General features: G+C 69.9%; 20 protein-coding genes and 3 pseudogenes. 8 read left to right on the top strand and 15 right to left on the bottom strand.

The window, feature by feature from the left end; genetic code table 11:
• Positions 1–234: 234 nt before the first annotated feature.
• Together ACFY9E_RS17740 and ACFY9E_RS17735 are read right to left on the bottom strand one after the other, a co-directional pair.
• A complete protein-coding gene (locus tag ACFY9E_RS17740; protein ID WP_390984593.1) occupies positions 235–1467 on the bottom strand; it encodes an MFS transporter in 1233 nt (410 codons plus the stop codon).
• Complete coding sequence (locus ACFY9E_RS17735) at positions 1464–2861, bottom strand: NAD(P)-binding domain-containing protein (protein ID WP_390984590.1); 1398 nt, start codon at positions 2859–2861, stop codon at positions 1464–1466. Before ACFY9E_RS17735 ends, ACFY9E_RS17740 begins: the two co-directional genes overlap by 4 nt.
• 290 nt (positions 2862–3151) lie before the next feature.
• Between ACFY9E_RS17735 and ACFY9E_RS17730 the strand changes: the two are divergent.
• Positions 3152–4111: pseudogene (locus ACFY9E_RS17730) on the top strand (flavin-containing monooxygenase); the annotation flags it as partial.
• 96 nt (positions 4112–4207) lie between these two features.
• Here the strand turns inward: ACFY9E_RS17730 and ACFY9E_RS17725 are convergent.
• Together ACFY9E_RS17725 and ACFY9E_RS17720 are read right to left on the bottom strand one after the other, a co-directional pair.
• On the bottom strand, positions 4208–4417 hold the full coding sequence (locus ACFY9E_RS17725; RefSeq protein ID WP_390984587.1) for a hypothetical protein: 210 nt from the start codon (positions 4415–4417) through the stop codon (positions 4208–4210).
• A 126-nt stretch (positions 4418–4543) separates the two neighbouring features.
• On the bottom strand, positions 4544–5065 hold the full coding sequence (locus ACFY9E_RS17720) for a hypothetical protein (protein WP_390984584.1): 522 nt from the start codon (positions 5063–5065) through the stop codon (positions 4544–4546).
• A 136-nt stretch (positions 5066–5201) separates the two neighbouring features.
• Between ACFY9E_RS17720 and ACFY9E_RS17715 the strand changes: the two genes are divergently transcribed.
• Positions 5202–5573 (top strand): metalloregulator ArsR/SmtB family transcription factor, encoded by a 372-nt coding sequence (locus ACFY9E_RS17715; RefSeq protein WP_390984581.1) that lies wholly within the window; start codon positions 5202–5204, stop codon positions 5571–5573.
• Positions 5574–5602: 29 nt separating this feature from the next.
• Here ACFY9E_RS17715 and ACFY9E_RS17710 read toward each other — a convergent pair whose 3' ends face one another.
• The gene (locus tag ACFY9E_RS17710) at positions 5603–5866 is read right to left on the bottom strand and encodes a hypothetical protein (protein WP_390984578.1); all 264 of its coding nucleotides are present in this window, start codon (positions 5864–5866) and stop codon (positions 5603–5605) included.
• Between the two features lie 239 nt (positions 5867–6105).
• Here ACFY9E_RS17710 and ACFY9E_RS17705 point away from each other — a divergent pair, with 239 nt between their 5' ends.
• Positions 6106–6255, top strand: a complete 150-nt coding sequence (locus ACFY9E_RS17705) for a hypothetical protein (RefSeq protein ID WP_390984575.1) — start codon at positions 6106–6108, stop codon at positions 6253–6255.
• 66 nt (positions 6256–6321) lie between these two features.
• On the opposite strand, the gene ACFY9E_RS17700 is transcribed toward ACFY9E_RS17705, so the two are convergent.
• Positions 6322–6936 carry a hypothetical protein gene (locus ACFY9E_RS17700; protein WP_390984572.1) on the bottom strand — a complete coding sequence of 205 codons (615 nt, stop codon included), beginning with the start codon at positions 6934–6936 and terminating at the stop codon, positions 6322–6324.
• 131 nt (positions 6937–7067) lie between these two features.
• Between ACFY9E_RS17700 and ACFY9E_RS17695 the strand changes: the two genes are divergently transcribed.
• Positions 7068–7472 carry a hypothetical protein gene (locus ACFY9E_RS17695; RefSeq protein ID WP_390984570.1) on the top strand — a complete coding sequence of 135 codons (405 nt, stop codon included), beginning with the start codon at positions 7068–7070 and terminating at the stop codon, positions 7470–7472.
• 7 nt (positions 7473–7479) lie between these two features.
• On the opposite strand, the pseudogene ACFY9E_RS17690 reads toward ACFY9E_RS17695, so the two are convergent.
• A pseudogene (locus ACFY9E_RS17690) lies at positions 7480–7889 on the bottom strand (transposase); the annotation flags it as partial.
• Positions 7890–8067: 178 nt separating this feature from the next.
• Between ACFY9E_RS17690 and ACFY9E_RS17685 the strand changes: the two are divergent.
• Positions 8068–8673, top strand: coding sequence for an SMI1/KNR4 family protein (locus tag ACFY9E_RS17685; RefSeq protein ID WP_390984567.1), 606 nt, complete (start codon positions 8068–8070; stop codon positions 8671–8673).
• An 82-nt stretch (positions 8674–8755) separates the two neighbouring features.
• On the opposite strand, the gene ACFY9E_RS17680 is transcribed toward ACFY9E_RS17685, so the two are convergent.
• On the bottom strand, positions 8756–9418 hold the full coding sequence (locus tag ACFY9E_RS17680; RefSeq protein ID WP_390984564.1) for a response regulator: 663 nt from the start codon (positions 9416–9418) through the stop codon (positions 8756–8758).
• Entirely contained in the window at positions 9415–10542 is a 1128-nt protein-coding gene (locus tag ACFY9E_RS17675) for a histidine kinase (protein WP_390984561.1), read from the bottom strand. Before ACFY9E_RS17675 ends, ACFY9E_RS17680 begins: the two co-directional genes overlap by 4 nt.
• 239 nt (positions 10543–10781) lie before the next feature.
• Here ACFY9E_RS17675 and ACFY9E_RS17670 point away from each other — a divergent pair, with 239 nt between their 5' ends.
• A complete protein-coding gene (locus ACFY9E_RS17670) occupies positions 10782–11159 on the top strand; it encodes a DUF6223 family protein (RefSeq protein ID WP_390984558.1) in 378 nt (125 codons plus the stop codon).
• Between the two features lie 248 nt (positions 11160–11407).
• On the opposite strand, the gene ACFY9E_RS17665 is transcribed toward ACFY9E_RS17670, so the two are convergent.
• The 5 genes and pseudogenes from ACFY9E_RS17665 to ACFY9E_RS17645 all read right to left on the bottom strand — a co-directional run bounded on the left by ACFY9E_RS17665 (position 11408) and on the right by ACFY9E_RS17645 (position 17150).
• Positions 11408–12703, bottom strand: a complete 1296-nt coding sequence (locus tag ACFY9E_RS17665) for an MFS transporter (RefSeq protein WP_390984555.1) — start codon at positions 12701–12703, stop codon at positions 11408–11410.
• Positions 12700–13239, bottom strand: coding sequence for a helix-turn-helix domain-containing protein (locus ACFY9E_RS17660; protein ID WP_390984552.1), 540 nt, complete (start codon positions 13237–13239; stop codon positions 12700–12702). The genes ACFY9E_RS17665 and ACFY9E_RS17660 overlap by 4 nt, the downstream gene beginning before the upstream one ends.
• A 153-nt stretch (positions 13240–13392) precedes the next feature.
• Positions 13393–13623, bottom strand: a pseudogene (locus tag ACFY9E_RS17655) (IS1380 family transposase); the annotation flags it as partial.
• Between the two features lie 382 nt (positions 13624–14005).
• A complete protein-coding gene (locus ACFY9E_RS17650) occupies positions 14006–15385 on the bottom strand; it encodes an FG-GAP repeat protein (RefSeq protein ID WP_390984550.1) in 1380 nt (459 codons plus the stop codon).
• 724 nt (positions 15386–16109) lie between these two features.
• Complete coding sequence (locus tag ACFY9E_RS17645) at positions 16110–17150, bottom strand: helix-turn-helix domain-containing protein (protein WP_390984547.1); 1041 nt, start codon at positions 17148–17150, stop codon at positions 16110–16112.
• Between the two features lie 107 nt (positions 17151–17257).
• On the opposite strand from ACFY9E_RS17645, the gene ACFY9E_RS17640 reads away from it, so the two are divergent.
• Both ACFY9E_RS17640 and ACFY9E_RS17635 read left to right on the top strand, forming a co-directional pair.
• Positions 17258–18154, top strand: coding sequence for an alpha/beta hydrolase fold domain-containing protein (locus ACFY9E_RS17640; protein ID WP_390984544.1), 897 nt, complete (start codon positions 17258–17260; stop codon positions 18152–18154).
• A 104-nt stretch (positions 18155–18258) separates the two neighbouring features.
• Positions 18259–18648: a cupin domain-containing protein gene (locus tag ACFY9E_RS17635; RefSeq protein WP_390984541.1), complete on the top strand. Its 390-nt coding sequence runs from the start codon at positions 18259–18261 to the stop codon at positions 18646–18648.
• A gap of 286 nt (positions 18649–18934) precedes the next feature.
• On the opposite strand, the gene ACFY9E_RS17630 is transcribed toward ACFY9E_RS17635, so the two are convergent.
• Positions 18935–19825 carry an NlpC/P60 family protein gene (locus tag ACFY9E_RS17630; protein ID WP_390984538.1) on the bottom strand — a complete coding sequence of 297 codons (891 nt, stop codon included), beginning with the start codon at positions 19823–19825 and terminating at the stop codon, positions 18935–18937.
• Positions 19826–19947 lie beyond the last annotated feature (122 nt).

The following is a 19947-nucleotide window of genomic DNA, read 5'->3' as shown; positions in this document are numbered from 1 at the left end:
CTCCCACCCTCACCCCTTAGCGGGACTCGGCAGCAGTAGGACAGCACCGGACCACTCGGTGGAAGGGATCGGGTGTGACGTGGATGCTGCCGGAGCCGATGTTGAGTACTCCTGTGCTCGGACCGATCCGCCGCCGGGGCAGGGCGGGGGAACCGAAGTGGCTTCGAGCGGTTGCAGAACCGGCTGCCTCGCAGCGCTCCTGACTGGCTTGCCCGATCATCTGACCGGGTACCACTACCGCTTCGGAGCTGGTCGGCGCGGTGTGGTCCCGAAGGTGACTAGGGCGGCGAGTCCGGCAATCAGTGCCAGCAGTCCGAACAGGTGGGGGTAGCCGCCCAGAGGCGCGGCCAAGGCGGCGCCGGCGAAGGGGGCCAGGGCGGAGGCTGCTGTCGTGGGCGCGGCGAGCAGTCCGGACAGGCGGCCGTAGTGGGTGGTGCCCCAGCGGTCGGTGATGGCGGTGGCCTGGAGGAGGGTGAGGTTGCCGCGGACCATCCCGGCCGCGACCGAAAGGGCAACCAGCAGGGCGTACGGGCCCGGTACGAGCGCGAGGGCCGCTGTGGTCAGCGCGCCGAGTGCGATCAGCGCGATTGTGCGGGTCGTGGTGCCGGTGCGGCGGGCGAGGGTGGCGTACAAGGTGCGGCCGAGGGTCTGTCCGGCGCCGCCGAGGCCGAGTGCCCAGGCGGCTGCGGTGGTGGAGTAGCCGCGTTCGAGGAGGAGGGGCACGAGCGCGACGACGACGGCGGAGACCGCGAACGCGGAGAAGGTCAGGGCGGCAGCCAGCATCCAAAAGGGGCGGCTGCGGGCCACCGCGTCCGCGCCGCCGGTGATGTGGGCTGGGGCGGGCGGCGCTTTTGGCCATGGTGCCTTGAGGGCGAAGGCGTGTGCGGGGACGGTCACGACAGCGAGCACCAGGGCGAGCACGGCGTACGTCGCACGCCAGGACAGCTGCTCGGCGAGCGCCGCGGTCGTGGGCGCGAAGACGGTGGAGGCGAGGCCGCCGGCCAGGGTGACGATGGTGAGGGCGCGGATGTGATCGGGGGCCCACCAGCGGGTGATCGCGGCGAAGGCGGGCTGGTAGAAGGTGGCCGCCATCGAGAGTCCAGCGAGCAGCCAGCCAGCGACGAAGACGGCCAGGTTCGGGGCGGCGGCGACGATGAGGATGCTCAGCACGCCGAGGACCGATCCGGCGGTCATCACGGTGCGCGGCCCGCGGTGGTCGATGATGCGGCCGACGCGTATCCCGGCGATGGCGGAGACGAGCAGGGCGGCGGAGAACGCGGCCGTGGTCGCTGCGGCCGGCCAGCCGGTGGCGTGAATGATCTGCGGGTTCAGCACGGGGAAGGCGTAGAAGACAATGCCCCAGCTGGTGACCTGCGTCAGGCAGAGGGCGACCAGCGCGGCGCGGGGCCGCGACCGGTCCCCTGTTCCGGTCGCGGCCCCGCGCTCGGGGGCGTCAGGAGTGGTCACGAGCCGCAGCAGCCGCCCGCCGGCGTCTCCTCGACGACGACAGCGGCGGCGGGCGCGCCGGCACCGAGCTGGACGAGCGCGGGCGCCTGGGCGCAGCAGCCGCCGCCGTCGGCCTGCCCGGCGTTCGGGTCGTCGAAGAGGCCGGCGCCGCCGCACACCCCGGTTTCGGGGAGGGTGAGTTCGACGCGGTCGGCGGACTCGAGGTCGCCGGCGATGGCGGCGGTGACGGAGCGGACCTGCTCGTAGCCGGTCATGGCGAGGAAGGTGGGGGCGCGACCGTAGGACTTCATGCCGACCAGGTAGACGCCGGGTTCGGGGTGGGACAGCTCGCGGTGGCCGTGCGGGTAGACGGTGCCGCAGGAGTGCTGGTTGGGGTCGATCAGCGGTGCCAGCTCCACCGGTGCCTGGAGCCGTTCGTCCAGGCCGAGACGGATCTCGGAGAGGAAGGACAGGTCGGGTCGGAAGCCGGTGAGCACGATGACTTCGTCGACCGGGTCGAGGCGACGGCCGTCTTCACCGGTCAGGACCAGTCGGCCTTCACCGTCGCGTTCGATGGCCTCGGTGCGGAAGCCGGTGACCGCGTCCGCGTATCCGTTGTCGACGGCCGCCTTCGCCGCTAGCCCGAGGGCGCCGCGGGCGGGCAGCTGGTCGGCTTCGCCGCCTCCGAACGTGGAGCCGGAGATGCCCCGGCGCAGGATCCACACCGCGTGCGTGCCCGGCTCATTCTTGGCCAGGTCGGCGAGGGTGGCCAGCGCGGTGAACGCGGAGGCTCCGGAACCGATGACGGCGGTGCGCTTGCCGGCGTACCGGGCCCGGAGGGCAGGGTCCTTCAGGTCGGGGACGCGGTAGCTGATGCGGTCGGCGGCCGCGTTCTCTCCGAGGGCGGGCAGTCCGCTGGCGCCGGCCGGGCTGGGGGTGGTCCAGGTGCCGGAGGCGTCGATGACGGCCCGGGCGAGGACGCGCTCTTCGCCGTCGGCGGTGGTGAAGTGGACGACGAAGGGCTGGGCTTCGCGGTCGGCGTCGACGATGCGGTCACGACCGGTGCGCGAGACGCCGGTGACGGTGGCGCCCACACGGATGTGATCGCCGAGGACGTCGGCGAGGGGCTGCAGATAGAGCGTGGCCCAGTCACCACCGGACGGGTAGGTGGTGACGTCCGGCTTGGTCCAGCCGGTCGGGGCGAGCAACTTCTCGGCGGCCGGGTCGGTCAGCTCACCCCAGGTGGAGAACAGGCGCACGTGCGACCAGTCGCGCACCGCGGCGCCGGCGGTGGGCCCGGTCTCCAGGACGAGGGGTTCGATGTCCCGGTCGATCAGGTGGGCGGCGGCGGCCAGACCGGCGGGTCCGGCCCCGATCACGACGACGGGCAGCTCGGTGGTGGCGGGCGCGTTCACGGCGACTCCTTGGCGTGGTTCGACATCCGTCGATGGCTTGTGCGGCCCAGCATGGCACCTGTATTGATGAGCGTCAACATAGACATCTATCGAAACCAGGGGGTTTGCTGATGGAGCACATCGACGTTGCCGTGATCGGCGGTGGCCAGTCCGGACTCGCCACCCGCCCACGCCCTGCTGCGCCGCGGGCTGCGGCCGGTCGTGCTGGAGGCGCATCATCCAGTACGCGTCCGACGCGTTCGACGGGCTGACGATCTTCAGGCCCGCCACGTTCCGGACGTGCTGCCGGATCATGGCCGCGCTACTACGACAGCCTCACGCTGTTCTCGCCCGCCCGGTACAGCTCCCTGCCCGGGATGCCGTTCCCCGGCGCCGACCGCGACCGCTACCCGCACCGCGACGAGGTCGCCGCCTACCTCACCGCCTACGCCGGTCACCTGGACGCCGATATCCGCACCGGCCAGCGCGTCACCTCCGTACGCCGCACCGGCGACGCCTTCGAGGTGGAACTGAAGGGCGGCGCCCGGCTGTCCGCGCGGGCCGTCGTGGCCGCCTCCGGGTCGTTCGGACATCCGCATCGGCCGGTCCTGCCGGGCCTTGTGCAGTTAACCGGCCAGGTGCTGCACGCCGCCGAATACCGCAGCCCCGCCCCTTTCGCGGGCCGCCGCGTGGTGGTCGTGGGAGCGGGGAACTCCGCGGTGCAAATCGCCGCCGAACTCACCCAGGTCGCCCGGGTCGCTCTCGCCACCCGGGCACCGGTGAAGTTCGCCGCTCAGCACGTCCTGGGACGGGACCTGCACTTCTGGTTCGCACGCAGCGGCCTGGACATCGCACCGCTCGGACGGCTCCTTCCCCGCCCGCCGGCGCAGCCGGTCCTCGACGACGGCCGCTACCGGGCCGCCCTGGCCGCCGGACGGCCCAATCGGCGACCGATGTTCACCGGAGCCGACGGGGCCAAGCTTCTCTGGCCGGACGGGGAGCGGGAGGAGGTCGACGCGGTGGTACTGGCCACCGGCTACCGCCCTGACCTGCCCTCCCTCGCCGGCCTCGACGGCGCCCTCGACGCCGCGGGCAGTCCCCGACACCGGGAGGGGGTCGCCACCGGTGTGCCAGGGCTCGCGTTCGTCAGGCTGGAGTGGCAGCGCAGCCTGTCGTCGAACTCGCTGCGCGGTGTAGGCCGGGACGCCGTCCGAATCGCCCGACGGCTTGCCCTCGGGCTCAACCAGGCGCCCGGCCCGGGCCGGAGTTGATGTTCACCAAACGGGATGTGCCCGGCGACTGACTTCCATGAGCGGTGGGGGTGCCGCGGGTTCCAGCGTGGTTGACCTCCTGGCGGCCCCGCCGTGTCAATCGTGCCGGGCGAGTTTGGCCGCGGAGGCGAGCAGGATCACCGCCAGGGCGGGGATGAGGACCCCATCCGGGAACACGCCCAGACACAGTCCGCCCAGTATCACGTCGGCGGCGGAACCCGCGGCCACGATCATGGTGAAGCAGAGGTTGGCGCCCAGGAGGGCGAAGCTGCCGTCGCGGCTGTAGCGGGCGAACTCCGCCAGCATCGTCGGCAGGGAGACCAGCCAGGAGAGGCTTCCCGCGGTAAGGAAGGGCTTCCCGCGGTCTTGATGTCCTCCCCGAACAGCAGCACGATCGCCGGGATCAGCAACTCGCCCCCGGCGACGCCATGATCACGGCGACCCCACGATGCCGAAACCGGCCACGCCCCCGCAGGGCACCTGGACCCAGAGCGGCAGCGCGAGCGTGCCCAGGGCGGTGGTGTGGGTGACCACCAGGGCGGCAGCCATGAGCACCATCAGGGCGGCCAGCACCTTGTAGAGGATGGAGGTGCGCATGCGCACCGCCCACGCGGCTCCGGCACACGCACCGAGCAGCCCGCCGGCCAGCCGATTGACCGCGACCGGCCGGCGCGCGGCCACCTCGGCGGCCGGGACCGCCACCAGACGGGCGGGCAGCGCGACCAGGACCACCACAAGGCTCAGCGCCTTGTTCAGGATGACGGCGGACAGCGCGGCGAACCCGAACAGGCCGATCAGCAGCGGCAGGCGGAACTCTGCCCCGCCCAGGCCGATCATCTCGCCCAGACCACCGATGACCGCTCCCGCGCCGAACACCACGGGAGCCGAGCGCGTCGGGCCGAAGGGGGCGAGGTTCTGGCAGCAGCCACGACGGGCATCCTTACTGAAAGCCACCCCGCCCACTACGGCACGCCCCCACCTTCGACCCAAGACACCGGGCGTCTGCACCGGGTTCGTCTGGACCTCCAAGCACCTTGGCACATCCCGGCAACCCTTCCCACCTTGGTTCGACGTGTGTCAACATAGACGTATGTCGAATGCGAAGACGTTGCCGCTGCTCGCAACCGGCGGTCAGGGTGTGGCGCCGTGCTGCCCGCCGCTGACCGAGCGCCCGATGAGCGCCGAGGAGGCCGAGACGGCCGCACGGATGTTCAAGGCGCTCGGCGACCCGGTGCGCCTGCGGCTGTTCTCCGCCGTGGCCTCGCACGAGGGCGGGGAGGCATGCGTGTGCGACATCTCCGACGTCGGCGTCTCCCAGCCCACGGTGTCCCACCACCTCAAGAAGCTGAAGGAGGCCGGGCTTCTGACCTCTGAGCGGCGTGGCACCTGGGTGTACTACCGCGTCGAGCCGTCGGTGCTCGCAGCGATGGGCAAACTGCTGACCCTGCCTGACGCGGCCTGACGATCAACCGGCAGAGGGTGCTTTGTATCTCAGCGCGTTCTGGCGGACAGATTCAACCGGCGCGTGGGCTCCCGGGTCTGGAGGGTCGGCGCCGGGACGGGAATGCCGAGATAGAGCGTGCCCGACTCGGTGGTGTGAGTATGCATCCGCATCGCCCACGACGCACCGGCCCGGGCGCCCAGCAGGCTCCCGGAGAGCAGGTTGGCCGCGTCCGTCCAGTGCGCGCTCAGGCCGGAGAAAGGCACGGTGGCCAGCCGAGCAGGCAACGCGGTCAGCACGGCGATCAGGCCCATCGCCTGCCCGGCCGTATCGCCACTTGGACGTCAGACGACGCTGCACTCGTGGGCAGGGCCGCCGCGCCACTCCATCCTCTGCGGTTCGTCCAGGAAAGCAGACCGGGGGCGATCAGCGTCCAGGCAGCGAGCCCCAGCAGCCACACCGAATCAGCGAGGGCTTTGGCGGTTCCCAGGACGGCTGTGGCCGAAAGAAGGGCCTACGGGGTGCGCCGAATACTGCCGTTCGGGTCACCGTAGTGGGCACCGTCTACAACGACCACGACTTGGCCGTGTTCCTCGAAGGCGCCGGCGTCGCCGAACCCGAGGTTCATAGCGCCTGCCTCTTTCTGTCGATGGCGCTACAGCCTCTTGCCCGCGCGGAGGTGATGCACTATCCGCCGACGTAGATGCCGGGGCGGCGGTCGGGGTTGGGTTCGTTGCCGCGGATGATCGCGCGGGTGACTGGGGCGGTGTCACCGCGGCCGAGCAGGAAGTAGCGGAACATGTGCTTCAGGGGGCTGCCCTCGACCCAGGCGAAATAGCAGCGACTGCAGACCGGTGGCGTCCCGCAGGGCGAGCAGGACGGCGGCGATGGCGTTGGGCGCGGCCGGGGCTCGGGCGCGCATGAGGCGGTAGCCGTGGACGGTGAGGGTGTCGCTGAAGTCGGAGGGGTCGACGACGTCGATCTCGAGGAAGAGCACGTCGGCCAGGCCCGGGCACGGCTTGGTGCCGCGCTGTTCGCGTTCTTTGGCGCTGTACTCGGCTTCGTCGCCGGCCTGACGGCGGTTGGCGATGATGTTGATGGACTGGTCGTGGGCGAGGGTGTCGGTGATGAACCGGCGGGCGGCTTCGTCGAAGACGAGGCGGTCGGCGCGCAGTTCGGTCGTACGCGCGACACGTGAGATGAGCGACACGGTGATGATGCCAACGATGAAGAAGCCGGAGATGGCGATGCCGTCGGGCTTGTCGACGATATTGGCAATCAGGGCGTACAGCAGGACCGCGGTCAGCGCAGCGAAGCCTGTGGTGTCCACACGCCGGCGGTTGCGGGCGACGAAGACGGTGACGGCGGAGACGCCGGAGGCCATCATCGCCAGGATGCCCGTGGCCTAGAGCGTGTCTCCTTGTTCGTGAACCGGTGCCAACTGCACTGGCTGATCGAGAAGTCAGACGACATGAGGGAACTGCTCGGATACGGTCGTCGCGGAGGTGGAAGCTCATGTCCTGGCCGTCTGTGATCGTTCTTGCCCCTGTCGAGCGACGTCCGTTGCTTGAGGGGCTAATCCGTTCCTTTGATCTTGTGCCGGACGCTGCGACGGGCGACGAGCGGCTCCACTGGCAGGGACACTCGTACTACCTCGACCTCTCAGGGAGGATCCTGGCGGACTACGAGCCGGACGAGCTTGAGCAGGTGAGATCCCAGATCGGTGAGCCGTACGGAGTCTATGTCTCGTGCGAGTCCATGGACGCGGCCCGGGTCTTCCTCCGTCGCGTTCTCGATGGTTTCGACGGTCTTATCGACACCAACCACTACGAAATCCTGCCAGCGCATCAGTTCCTCACGCTGCTGGACCATCACCCGGGATGGGACTGGCGCCGCCAACCAAGCGCGGAGTTGCGGTAGTACGTCTTCACCTGCGGGCCCAGAGGTGAATGGCGGCGAAATGAAGTGCGGCCTGGTAGGCGAGGGCGAGTTCGTCGTTTCGCTTGGCCAGACCACGCCACTCTTGAGCCGATTGCTGCACCGTTCGACGGCATTACGCTGCTTGTAGGCTCAGGCCGCCTCGGGAGCGGCCGAGCGCATGGTCCTCAGGTTCGGCCCGACCGGGAACCCCTTTGCTCCTGGCTCCGGTGGCGTGCTGGTGGGCCCGGCAGATGGTGAGTCCACCGACACGGTCGAGCCGATGTCGTCAGCACGATCGGCCGCTGCCAGGAGCGCGGCGAGGATCCGTTCCCAGGTACCGTCCACGGCCCACCTGAGCAGCCGTTTGTGAGCGGTCTGAAATGAGCCCAGCTCGTCGGGCAGGTCCCGCCAGGGCGACCTGGGCGTGTGGACCGGGAAGCGATGGCCAGGTGCATCGAGCAATGCATCACCTTCGTGCTCAAGCGCCAGATGTTCGGCCGGGCCGGCTTCCAGCTGCTGAGGAAGCGAGTCCTGCTCGCAGGATGAGCTCTGGTGCCGTGCGATAGATTGCGGGCGACACGAGAGAAGAGCTCGCATGGACTCCCGCATCCCGCGGTTGCGACGCAAGCTGGCACGCATCCCCTACGCGCCCAACCGAAGCCACTCCTTTGGGGAGGAGCGGCACGAATTTCGTCTCGGCCCCCGCCTCACCAAAGGTCAGGCAGATGCCTTTCAGGCCGAGCATGACGTGGAACTCCCGCAGCCCTACCGAGACTTCCTCATCAACATGGGCGGCAGTGGTGCGGCTCCGTACTACGGACTGATCCCGTTGGAGGACTGCACGCTCTTCACGATGAACTCCAGAGACGCCAGCACGGGCTCAAGAGGATTCAGCCGGGCCTACCGCCCCACCCGCCGTGGTGACCTGTTCCTGCACGTCATCGAACGCGGCTGCAGCGATCTCGTCCTCATAGGCATAACCGGCCCTCTCACCGGGCGCGTGCTCATCGGCAACGCAGACGGCTTCTGGGGCCCGAACGTCTCCTCAGCCCCGGACTTTCTCGCCTGGTATGAACGATGGCTCGACCACATGGCTGCCGGACAGGACAACCGGGCTCTGGAGCTCACCTCACCCCAGCTCCGAGCGCATCCGATTCGGCAGCGGCTCGCTCACTCGCCGTGGCCACTCCACAGAACCTGAGCCAGAACCCGAGAAGCGGCAGCACGAAAGAAGACCTTGCACGCCTCCTGCCAACCATGTGCAACGGCTGCGTGACGCACAGTCAAGAAATACGTGGGGCCACCAGACCGGACTCGTAGGCGAAGACCACGAGTTGGGCACGGTCACGAGCCTGGAGCTTGGTCATGGCCCGATTGATATGGGTTTTCGCGGTCAACGGGCTGATCACCATCCGGTCGGCGATCTCGTCGTTGGACAGACCCTGGGCGACCAGGACAACGGCCTCGCGTTCGCGGCTGGTCAGCTCCCCCAGCCCAGCGCCGGTGTCGGTAGGGAGCGGCTCGGCGACGTACCGGTTGATCAGCTTGCGGGTGATCGAGGGCGCGAGCAGGGCATCGCCACGAGCGGCGACGCGTACAGCGTGCAGGAAGTCCTCCGGCACCACGTCCTTGACCAGAAAACCGGCAGCGCCGGCGCGCAGGGCGTCGAAGACGTACTCGTCCAGGCCGTAGTTGGTCAGGATGACCACGTGCACCCCGGCCAGGGCCGGGTCCGCGGCGATGCGCCGGGTTGCCTCGATGCCGTCGCTGACCGGCATCTGGATGTCGATGAGCGCGACGTCGGGCAGGTGCTCTTTGACGAGTTCCAGGCCCTCACTGCCGTCGGCGGCCTCGGCCACCACCTCGATGTCGTCCTCGAGGTCGAGGAGGGCGCGAAATCCGCTGCGAATGAGGGGCTGGTCGTCGACCAACAGGACACGGATCATGACGTCCTCTCCACGGGGAGCTCGGCCTGGACGGTGAAGCCGCCCCCGTCACGTGGTTCGGCGCGTAGCCGGCCTCCGAGGGCGGTGACGCGTTCGCGCATGCCGAGAAGCCCGAGGCCGGGCAGCGGTGCGGTGGCCGGCGTCGCCATGCCGTCGTCGTCGATGCGAAGGGCGAGGGCATCCGGTAGGCAGTCGATGTGGACCGTCGCGGTCGTGGCGTCGGTGTGCCGGGCGATGTTGGTGAGCGCCTCCTGCACGATCCGGTAGACGGTCCGGTCCACCGCGGCCGGCACGTCGTGCTGCCGCCCGTCGATCGTCAGCGTGGCGTCCAGGCCCAACGTCCGGGATTTTTCCACCAGTTCCACCACGTCATCGAGCCCACGCGGCGGGGTCGTGTCATCGTCGCGCAATGCCTCCAGCGTGGCCCGCAGTTCCCGGCTGGCCTCGCGTCCGGCCTCCTGGATCGCAAGCAGCGTTTCCGGCACCTGTTCGCCGAGTCTGCGGGCCACATGGACCGCGACTTCGGCCTGCACCTTGATGACCGAGATCTGATGAGTGAGCGAATCGTGCAGCTCCCGCGCGATGCGCAGCCGCTCCTCATCGGCGCGACGCCGCGCAGTCTCCTCCCGGGTCCGCTCGGCCTCCTCCGCCCGCCGCTCGGCCTGCCGCACCGCCTCCCCCGCGGCGAAGGCGGCGATCAGCCAGGCGATCTCGAGCACGCCGCCGCCCCGCCCGAACGCCTCCCGCACCGGCTCGTCCTGGAAGACCAGCGCCGTGAGGTGGAGAGCGACCAGCAGGGCGACGGACGCCGCCGCGGTGATGGCGCGGTGCCCGGCCCGCACCGCGCTGTACACCGCGACCAGATACGAGACGGCGAGCACGTCGAAACCGGCCGCCTGATACCCCACCGCACACAGCCCGGTGACGGCCAGGACCAGAAGCGGAGCCCGGCTGCCGGCGGCCAGCGCCAGCCCGCCGCCTGCCAGGAGCGCATAACCGAGCAGGTCGCTGTTCGCCGTGGAGCTCTCACCGGACAGCCCGGTGCCCACCAGCAGCGCCGCCACGCCGACGGCGACCGCCCAGTCCCAGACACCGGCCGGGACACCTAACCGTCCTCTGTCCATACGCGCACCCTAGCCGGACGCCACCACGGGCGAGTCCCGCTCACGAACGAGCGGGCGACTACCGCCCCCGCAGTACCCGCGCGTTGTCTACCGCACCCACAGCAGACGTATGAACCACCGGCAGCAGCGCGAATTGCCTGCGTCCGCTGGACGACTGACGGCGGGGCCGCCGGACATGCTGGGCCGACATCGCATCGCACTGAGGCGACATCGACTCGCAGGAGACAAGGAGGCCTCTCATGGCAGTCCAATCCGTGCTCGCCGTACCGGCAGCCGCGCACATCGCAGTCCAGTCGGCTGCTACCACCGGCCTGACCTCCGGGCGACTGGTGGGCACCACGGCCGCTGTCGTGGCACTGGCCGGCGTGGTCATCGGCGGACTGGCTCTGGCCCGCTCCACCGATCGTCCCGGCACGAGCAACGGGCGAAACAGGGCCATCATGGCCATGGCGGCGGGACTGGTCGGCCTGACCATGGGCGTAGTGAACCTGGCCGTCGCCGACGGTGGCCCCGGCACCGGCAACGGAGTGATCGCCGGCGCCATTGCCCTGGTACTGGGGCTGATCGGCACGGCCCTCAGCGGCTTGGCACTGACCCGCGATCGGCGCACCGGGTGACGGTGGCGGATACAGGCACGCGTTCGCCCTGCCTGAAGACCATCAGACGCCGCCGAGTACAGCGCAGTCGAAACTCGGGCTCTGGATCACATTCCGTGACCGGTTACGGTGCGTGTTGGCCACTGGGACCCGGCGGTGGTGCACTGATGGCCAGACAGCAGATGTCCACCACTTCGGGGGGCACCTGGATGGTCCCGGAATCGAAACGCGTGAGCCTCGGACATGGTTGTGAGCCTTCGCGGCAGGCGTCACAACACGTCGGGTGCACTCTTCTGGGCGGGATCCTTGGGTGCCGGGTGATGCGGACCGCCGGCCGGGGCGGCGGCACGCAGCGCCGCTTCGACTCGGCGGTTGTTGGTCATGGATGCCGTGACGGCCGTCATCGCCAGGAGGAGCACGGCGGCGGCGTAGAGCGGGGTGCGGATGTCGTAGGTGGTGGCCAGCCAGCCGCCGAGGAAGGCCCCCATGGGGGCGGCGCACATGGCCAGCATGCGGGAGGTGGAGGCGACCCGGCCCATGAGGTGGGCCGGGACGATCGCCTGCCGGAGGGAGGGCCCGAGCACCATCGTGGCGCCCATGCCGGCCCCGCAGACGGCGAGCGCCAGCCCGGCCACGTACGGGTTCGGGGCGGCGGCCAGGCCCAGGATGGCAAGCCCTTCGACGGCGGCCGTGCAGGTCAGCGCTGTGCCCGTGCCGAGTCGTCGGCCAAGGTAGGAGGCGATGCCTGCGCCGAGCAGACCGCCGGTGGCCTCCGCCGTGAGAAGCAGGCCGAAGCCGTAGGTGTCGATGTCGAGGCGGTCGTGCGCGAAGAGGGCCAGAACGGTCTCCACAGCGAGGAAGGCGACGTTCCCGACCGCCGGGCGGAGCGCGAGCCCGAGCAGCAACCGGTCCCGGAAGACGTACGATGCCCCGGCCCGCGCCCGCCGAAGCAGCGACTCGCGGACCTCCGGCACGGGCCGGGGCGTGGCTGGGAGCGACCGTACGAGCAGTGCGGAGAGCATGAACGACACCGCGTCGGCGAGCAGCGGAACCGCCCGCCCGAGCGCGAGCAGCGCACTGCCCGCCGGCGGCCCCGCGAAGCCGGACATGGCGGTCTGGGCTCCGCGCAGGCGAGAGTTGGCTCGCTCCAGGAGTGCGGGGTCGCGGCCGAGCAGATCCGGCAGATAGGCCGTGGCGGCCGTGTCGAAGAAGAGTCCGCCGAGGCCGAGCAGGAAGGCGACGGTCGCGAGCAGCGGAATGCTCAGCACGTCGAGCGCGGCGGCCGCCGCCGGTAACGCGAGCAGCACCGCGCGCGCCGCGTCCACGACCCACATCGTGCGCCGGCGGTCCCAACGGTCCACCAGCGCACCGCCGAGCACCCCGAAGAGCAGCCAGGGCAGCGTCCCGGCGGCCGTGACGACGGCAAGTGCCATCGGATCCCGCGTCAGCGTCAACGCGAGCAGCGGCAGCGCGGCATGCGACACCCCGTCACCGAGCGAGGACACCGTCTGCGCAGTCCACAGCCGTCCGAACCCTGTCGGCAACTTCCCCACAGCTGAGGTCACTTGGCGCCCTCCTTGGCCTGCTCGCGCGGTGCCGGGTGGAACAGTGCGAAGACGAGTGACGCGTCCGGCAGCGACGGATCGGACAGCTCCCGGTACTCGTCCGCCAGTGCCTGCAGCCGCGCCCCCAGTTCCGTGAACTGCTCCTCGGTGAGCCGTAGATGCGCCATCCTCACGTGCCGCTCGCCATCCACCGGCGACGCCTCCAGGTCCGCCACCGCATGCCGCATCAGCACATCCGGCCCTCCCTCGCCCGGATCCGGCAGCACGATCGACCGTGCGGCCATCGCGTAGTACCGCTCGGTGACACCCCGCACCTTCCGCGTCCGTACCACCTTCACCAGGCCGGCCCGCTCCAGCAGCCGCACGTGATAGCTGGAACTCCCCTTCGCAAGGCCCACCCGCTCGGCGATCTGCGTGATCGTCGCCGGCTCGAAGCGGAGCACGGCCATGATCCGGTGGCGGGTGAGATTGGAGACGGCGCGCAGTTGCTCGTCGGTGGTGACGTGAAACGTCTCAGGTAGCTCGTCGGTAGGCATGCAGGCAATGGTCAACGATCCTTGACCATTGAGCAAGGGGATTTCGCGCGGACTTCCAGAAGACCAAGATCAATCTCAGCGGCACTTCCGTTCCTCACCATGCCTCGGCAGGCATCGAACGACCGCTGGCCGTCGTGCCTCCCGAAGTGGTGAACCTCTGCTGTCGGTTCTCGTGAAGTGCGGCGCCCGCGCCGGTAGGTCCTAGGGGGCGGGCCAGTGCCAGTTGAGTGGCGGTGATGTGGTCGGCGGCGGACTTGCTGCCCGCCTTCCCCGCCCTGAGCAGGCCGACGACCGGCTCACCGGCGCCGCCCGCCCGTGGTCGACGAACCCCGTGATCGGATGGTGGCCGAATGTCCGCTTCCAGGTCGCGGTGGCAGACTGCTTGCATCGCCGGCACCGGCAACCGGTGCCCGACGGTCATGAATCCGGGCCGCATCGGCTCGGCCCGCGGCCAGCGCATACGCGAGGCCGGAACACCCGCCGCCGAGACCTTCACCGCCCGTCCGTGGTGCTCGGCTGGCCTTGGTGCAGCTGGCTGGAGAACCGCACCGGGGGCAAAGACCCATGGGACGAGCCGTGCTTGGGCTTCACGGACGCCGTCACGGAGACCAATCGCCCCTTGCGGGAACTGATCACGGGTGCTGCCGGGTCGCGGCCGGCACGGGATGACCTGTTCCGCCACCGGCCGTTCATGACCACGCCACACCCGCACCACCCGCCGTCGATGACCACGGCCCACCCGGAGCCGAGCCGGTACGGGTCCGTGTCAGATCACTCCAAGGAGTCCGTTGCCGCCGAGGAGGGTGTTCTCCCGCTGGGAGAAGCCCACGGAAGGGGCGGTGATCAGGTAGCTGCCTCGGGCGGTGGGACCGCCCGCGCCCCCAGGCAGAACCCATACCGCCCCCGTCGCGGTGTTCTCTTCGGCGGCGCTGAGGAACAGTTCCGGCTTGCCGTCCCCGTTGACGTCGCCGACGGCCACGCTGGTGCCGAACGAGTCCCCGGTCTCGCCGGCCCCGGGGATGCTGGCGGTGTCCTGCGTGTAGGCGTAGGCGCCGGTTCCGAGGGAGCCGGTGCGGCGGCCGGGGATGACCGTCACTTGCCCGGCATTGGCCTTGCCCGTGTCCTCCAGCGGCGAGCCGACCACGATGTCCGCCAGCCCGTCCCGGTTGAGGTCGGCCACGGCGAGGGCGGCGCCGAAGTTGTCACCCTTCTCGCTCGATCCGGGGACACCGGGGGTGTCCTGCGTCAGCCGCACCGGCTGGGCCTCCCACGCGATGCCATGTGTCGAGCCGTACCAGACGAGCAGGCGGCCGCCGAGGGCACCGTCGGCGGCACTGTGCGGATCGTCGGGGTCGCCGACGACGAGGTCGTCGTGCCCGTCGCCGTTGACGTCTCCGGTGGCCGCGATCAGGCCGTTGCCCTGTTGCTGCGCACCTGCGTACACAGGGTTCACGTCCACCTGGCCGCCGCTCAGCTCGCTCAGCCGGACGGTGACGACCACTGCGTCCGGTCGGCCCCCCGCGGCGAAGTCGCCCAACGCGACGCTGTTCACGGACGCGGTGTCCCGGTTCTCGACGGCCTCACCGTAGGTGCCGCCGCGGGTGAACGGCCCGGCGAAGCGCATCGACCCCTCGTACCCGCCGACGAGCACCTGGGTCTCGGCACCGGGGCCGGCACTCAACGCCGCCACGTCGATGCCGTAGTACGCGCCGGGGCTCGTCGCCGGCAGGTCGGTGCCGGACGTCAATCCGTTCTTACCGCCCCACAGCACCGTCACCGTGCCGACGTCCCGGCCCCGCGTGGTGTCCTCGAACGGGGTGGACACCACCAGGTCCGCGTACCCGTCCCGGTTGAGGTCGGCCGTCGCGGTGGCACCGCCGAAGCCGTCGTGTGTCTCGGCCGAGCCCGGCACCCCGGCGGTGTTCTGCGTGATGACGGCCCGTCTGGACGTCGACAGGCCCGACTTGGATCCGTAGTGCACGACCACGGCACCGGCTCCCGCCTTGCCGGCGACGTTCGCGCCCGGCGCGGGCAGTACGGCATCGCGGTACCCGTCGCCGTTGACATCGCCCGGCACGGCCCCGTGCCGGGCCGCCGCGGGCGGCGCCGCCGACAGCGGCGCGGCCACGACGACCGCGATCAGCAACGCCGCGGCTCTCCACCCGCCGTAAGAGAAACGTCTGTGCACCACGAACCGGATCCCCTCCCACGCGGCGCACCGGTGTGCACCACAGTCAGAAGATCTTAGAGGCGGAACCCGCCTATGGCGCAGGCCAATCCGCACAGGGCGGGGACAGGCTCCCCGGTCGTTCAGTCGATGCAGAAGTTGGTGAGTCGGTTGCTTTGATGCCGGGCTGGTTCGTTCGCTGCCTTGGAGCGCTGTGAGCTGCTGATGCCGACCTGCTGTCCTTTTGATCTCAGGCAGCGTGAGGCCGCTTCTGGCTTTCTTGGATGCCGAGTCCGCGAAACGGGCGACTTGCAGTTGGGCGGGCTTTGCCGTGCAGAGGAGAAGACTCATCGGCTCGGCGTTCGCTACTGGTGACAGGAGGCATGATCGCTGGCCGTACGAACTCGCGTAGGTCCCGCGTGCATCCCGTGAATGCGGCTGTCAGCGTCTGCTCATCGCTGCGCCCCAGGCGCCGCCAAACCGCCGCGTCCGCGCCCCGCTCGCGCAGCTGCTCCGAGGTGGTGACGAGGACGGGGACGGCCTGGCTGGTCCGCATACCGCCCGAGATCGGTGCACGGCCAGCCTGGAGGAGCTCACCCCCTGCACCTCGTACCAGCTGCACTGGTTTCCCTATGAGACCACCAGGTGCTCAAAGCCGTCATCTTGCTCCATGACAGGACCGGTTGTGAGGAGCTGGTCTCCCTCAGTCGTTGAGTAGCCGCCATGTGGTGAGGGCGAGCCCCGCTCGTATCAGACCGGTGGGCTCAGTGAGCTCGATGCCCAATGTCTTGCCGATCCGTTCGAGCCGGCGGGCGACGCTGCTGTGGTGCAGGTGGAGGAGGTCGGCCGCTCTGCGCAGCGAGCCGGTGGTGCAGTAGGCGTCCAGCGTCTCCAGATCCAGATCTTGCGGGCCGTCGGCGATGCGGGCGATCGCGGCCACGTCGGCGTTGCCGCACGCACTGTCCCGGGGGACCTGCGCGAGAAGCGCCAACGCCCCGAGTTCGACGTAGGGGACGGTCGGGCGGTGTGGGGTGGTGAAGCGGAGAGCTGTCCGGGCTTGTTGCCAGGACAGCTCGGGGCTTCCGGCGGCGCCGATGCCCGCGCGTGCGCCTGCCGGAAACCGGGCTTGGTCCACAGTGGTCGCCAGGATGACGCCCACGTCGGCGAGCGGTGCCGCCTTGACCGTGTGAGCCGGGCAAATCAGGGTGCCGACCTGGTCGAGTGGAAGATGCGAACGTACGGCGACGACTCGGACCGGCAGGTCGGCGGCGAACCCCAAGAGCCGTAGCGCCCGGGTTCGTGCCGCCTCGTCGCTGTCGGAGCTGATCGCGAGCTCGACGAGGGCGGGATCGGCCATGGTGGTACGGGCCGGGCCGTACCGTTCGACGACCGCTGCGGCGGCGATAGCGAGCCGGTCCAGGAGCACTTCGTCGAGCGGGCTGGGCGGGCCGGGTCGTTCCAGCCACACCGTGCCGATTTCCTCCTCGTCGAGTGTGATCGGCACGGTGGTGGATGTGGGGTGCGGCGGAGTGGATGCCTGCCTGCCGTCGGGCGAGATGCGGATCACTCGACCCGTGCCATGGAGCCGAATCCCGACCACACACCCGGCCAGGCCCGCCGAGGCGCGGGCGAGCGCCGGGAGGTCCACCCTCCTGCACATCAACGTGTCATAGAACGCGATGACGCGGATCGCGCCTTGGGCGTGCGGGTCGAGGTGCGACAGCCGTTCGGCGAGGGCCTCCATGGCGCAAGCATACGGACCGTTGGGTGCGTCATTCGGCGCGCAACTTGATCCGTAAGCGCGACAGTTGGCGGATGCACCCAAGGGGGACGACAACGAGGATGGTCGTCATGGATCCCGAACTCGAAGCGTTTGTCCCCCTGCTCGTGAAAACTGACCTGACCGATCCGGTCGCTGACCGCAAGAGATACGCCGAGCGTGCCGCCGCGGCACCGGCGCCGGACACATCAGGCATGGAGATCGAAGATCGTACCGTGCCTGCCGATCCGGATGTGCCGGTGCGGATCTACCGCCCGAATGCGGCGCGGGGCACCATCGTCTGGCTGCACGGCGGAGGCTGGGTCATGGGGGATCTGGACTCCGATCAGCATTTTGCCGCCCGGATCGCGGCCAGCACCGACACGGTGGTGATCTCTGTGGACTACCGCCGATCTCCCGAACACCGGTTCCCGGCCGCCCTCGACGACACCTACGCCGTACTGACCTGGACGGCCGAACACGCGGCCGAGCTGGGCATCGACTCCAACAAGATTGCCGTCGGAGGGCACAGTGCCGGCGCTGGGCTCGCAGCCGCGGTGGCATTGCGGGCGCGTGACGAGCAAGGACCCGCGATCCGCTTCCAACTGCTCAATCAACCGTTGCTCGACGACCGTCAGGAAACGTGGTCGCAGCGGAACTTCACCGATACGCCCCTTCACGATCGCACCACACTCACAACAGTGTGGCGGCACTACCTGGGCTCCCAGCCCGCCACACCGTACGCCGCCCCGGCCCGGGCCGACGACCTGTCCGGCCTTCCCCCTGCCTACGTGGCCACCGCGGAGTTCGACCCGCTCCGCGACGAGGGCATCACCTATGCGCTGCGCCTGCTGCAGGCGGGCGTCCCGGTCGAACTACACCAATGGCCCGGTACTTTTCACGGCTCGCTGGCGGTCCTGTCCGCCGACGTGTCGCAGCGGCAGTTCGCCGAACTCGGCGCAGCCCTGCGTCGTGCCCTTGCCCCGTAGGCGGCCGGGCCGACCAGGCTGGTCCCTAGCCCCACATCACCACACCACCACACCACCACACCACCACACCAGATGAACGATGACCGCAGAATGGATGTGTCGGCATGACTGTTACCCCGATCGATCTCTTCGCCTCCTTCGTCCACCTTGACCAAAGCGGTCAGGTGCGCGCTGTGCAGCCCGTGTTCGACCCCGAGCGGGACGGCTGGCAGCTGATGACCTTCCATGTGGAGACCGACGCCGACGTCCACGCTGACCATTGGGAAGTCCACTCCGCTGCGGACGAAGTCGTGTCCTGCCTCAGCGGCGGGATACGTCTCTGCTTCCGCCCGGAGCAGCCGGGCGAGAAGGAGGAGGAGATCAAGCTGGCGCCGGGAACGGCGGCCATCGTCCCGAGCGGGCGATGGCACCGCATCGCACTGGACGGCCCCAGCGACATCATGTCCCTCACCTTTCCACGCGGCAGCCGCCTGGAGAAGCGGAGCGAAGCCTAGCCGCGCTCTCGCATCCGGTCGCAGCTCTGCACACGGGGGCTGGCACCTACCCGTCTTCGCCCTCGTCGTCATCGTCGTCCGGTTTCGACCGCGTCCGCGTCCGGGTCCGGGACAACAGTTGGCTGTACGGCGACTGAATCACGAGCGCCCGGCGCGGGTGCTCAGCGCGGCAGGCGACGGGCGAAGTTCAAGCTTGCCGCGCTGCCAGACGCTCGCGTAGCCACCGGGTGACGGGCCCTCGCGACGCTCGGCGTCCCCTGAGGTGACGGACGGCGCCGCAGCCTCGTCACACCATCGGCACGGGTGTCGTCGTCCCGCAGTCCGAGACGCCGTCCAGCCACGCCGGCCCCTTGATGTAGATGTTGCTCACCCACGCCCGGTAGTCCGGCAGGTACGACCACACGTCGTTGTCGTAGCCCTCGGCGCTGACCATCTCCGCGTGGATCTGGCACTGCACCCGGATGGTGGTGGAGTACGGGAAGGCGTACACGCGCTCCGCGCCGAGGGAGGGCTTCGCCTTCGTCCACACATCGGTGCCCCAGGTCTGGTGGATGTGGCCGGTCACCTGGCCGGTGTTGACGCGGACGGCTCCGAAGTAGCCGTTCATGCGGACGTCACTGACCATGAGCCGGGTGCCCGACTCCTTCGCCTCGACCATCTTGCCCGCGCCCAGGTAGATGGCGATGTGGTGCAGGTCCTTCGACGTGCCCCAGGCGAGCAGGTCGCCCGGCAGCAGCGGGGCGAGGCCCTGCGCGGCGGTGAAGCGGGCCGCCGCGCGGTGCGTGTAGTACTGCTGGCTGGCGATGCCGTTGAGGATGTCGGAGCCCGTCGCCTTGGCATAGGCGTGCCGGACCAAGCCGGAGCAGTCGAAACCGAGCCGCTCCGGGTCGTGCGCGCTGTCCGGGTCGGTCGGGTCGACCTGCCCGTAGGTGGCGCCCGGCTGGGAGCCGTGGCCGCCGCCCCACGTGTACCAGGTGCCGGCCGCCACCTCGGCGCAGGCGGCGGCGATCGCCCGCTCGGCTGCCGGGGAGGCCCCGGGCGCGAGGGCGCCGCACGGAGCGGCGGCCGCCCGTGGCGCGGACGCCGGGCCGGGCGCGGCGACGGCGGACACCGGCGCCCAGAACATCAGGGTCATGAAGGCGATCAGTGTGCGGATGAGACCGGTCCGGCGGACCATGCCAGGACCCCCGTTTCCTGTAGGCGGTGAGGAAGTGGTCGCACAGCAGCCTGCTGGCCGTGCCCCGCGCCCGTCGACATCCCGCCCGTCGACTCCCGCCGACGGGCAACGGGAAACACCTG

The sequence above is a fragment of the Streptomyces sp. NPDC012466 genome (genome assembly GCF_042955215.1).
Lineage (GTDB): Bacteria > Actinomycetota > Actinomycetes > Streptomycetales > Streptomycetaceae > Streptomyces.
This window is presented reverse-complemented; position numbering and strand designations above follow the sequence as displayed.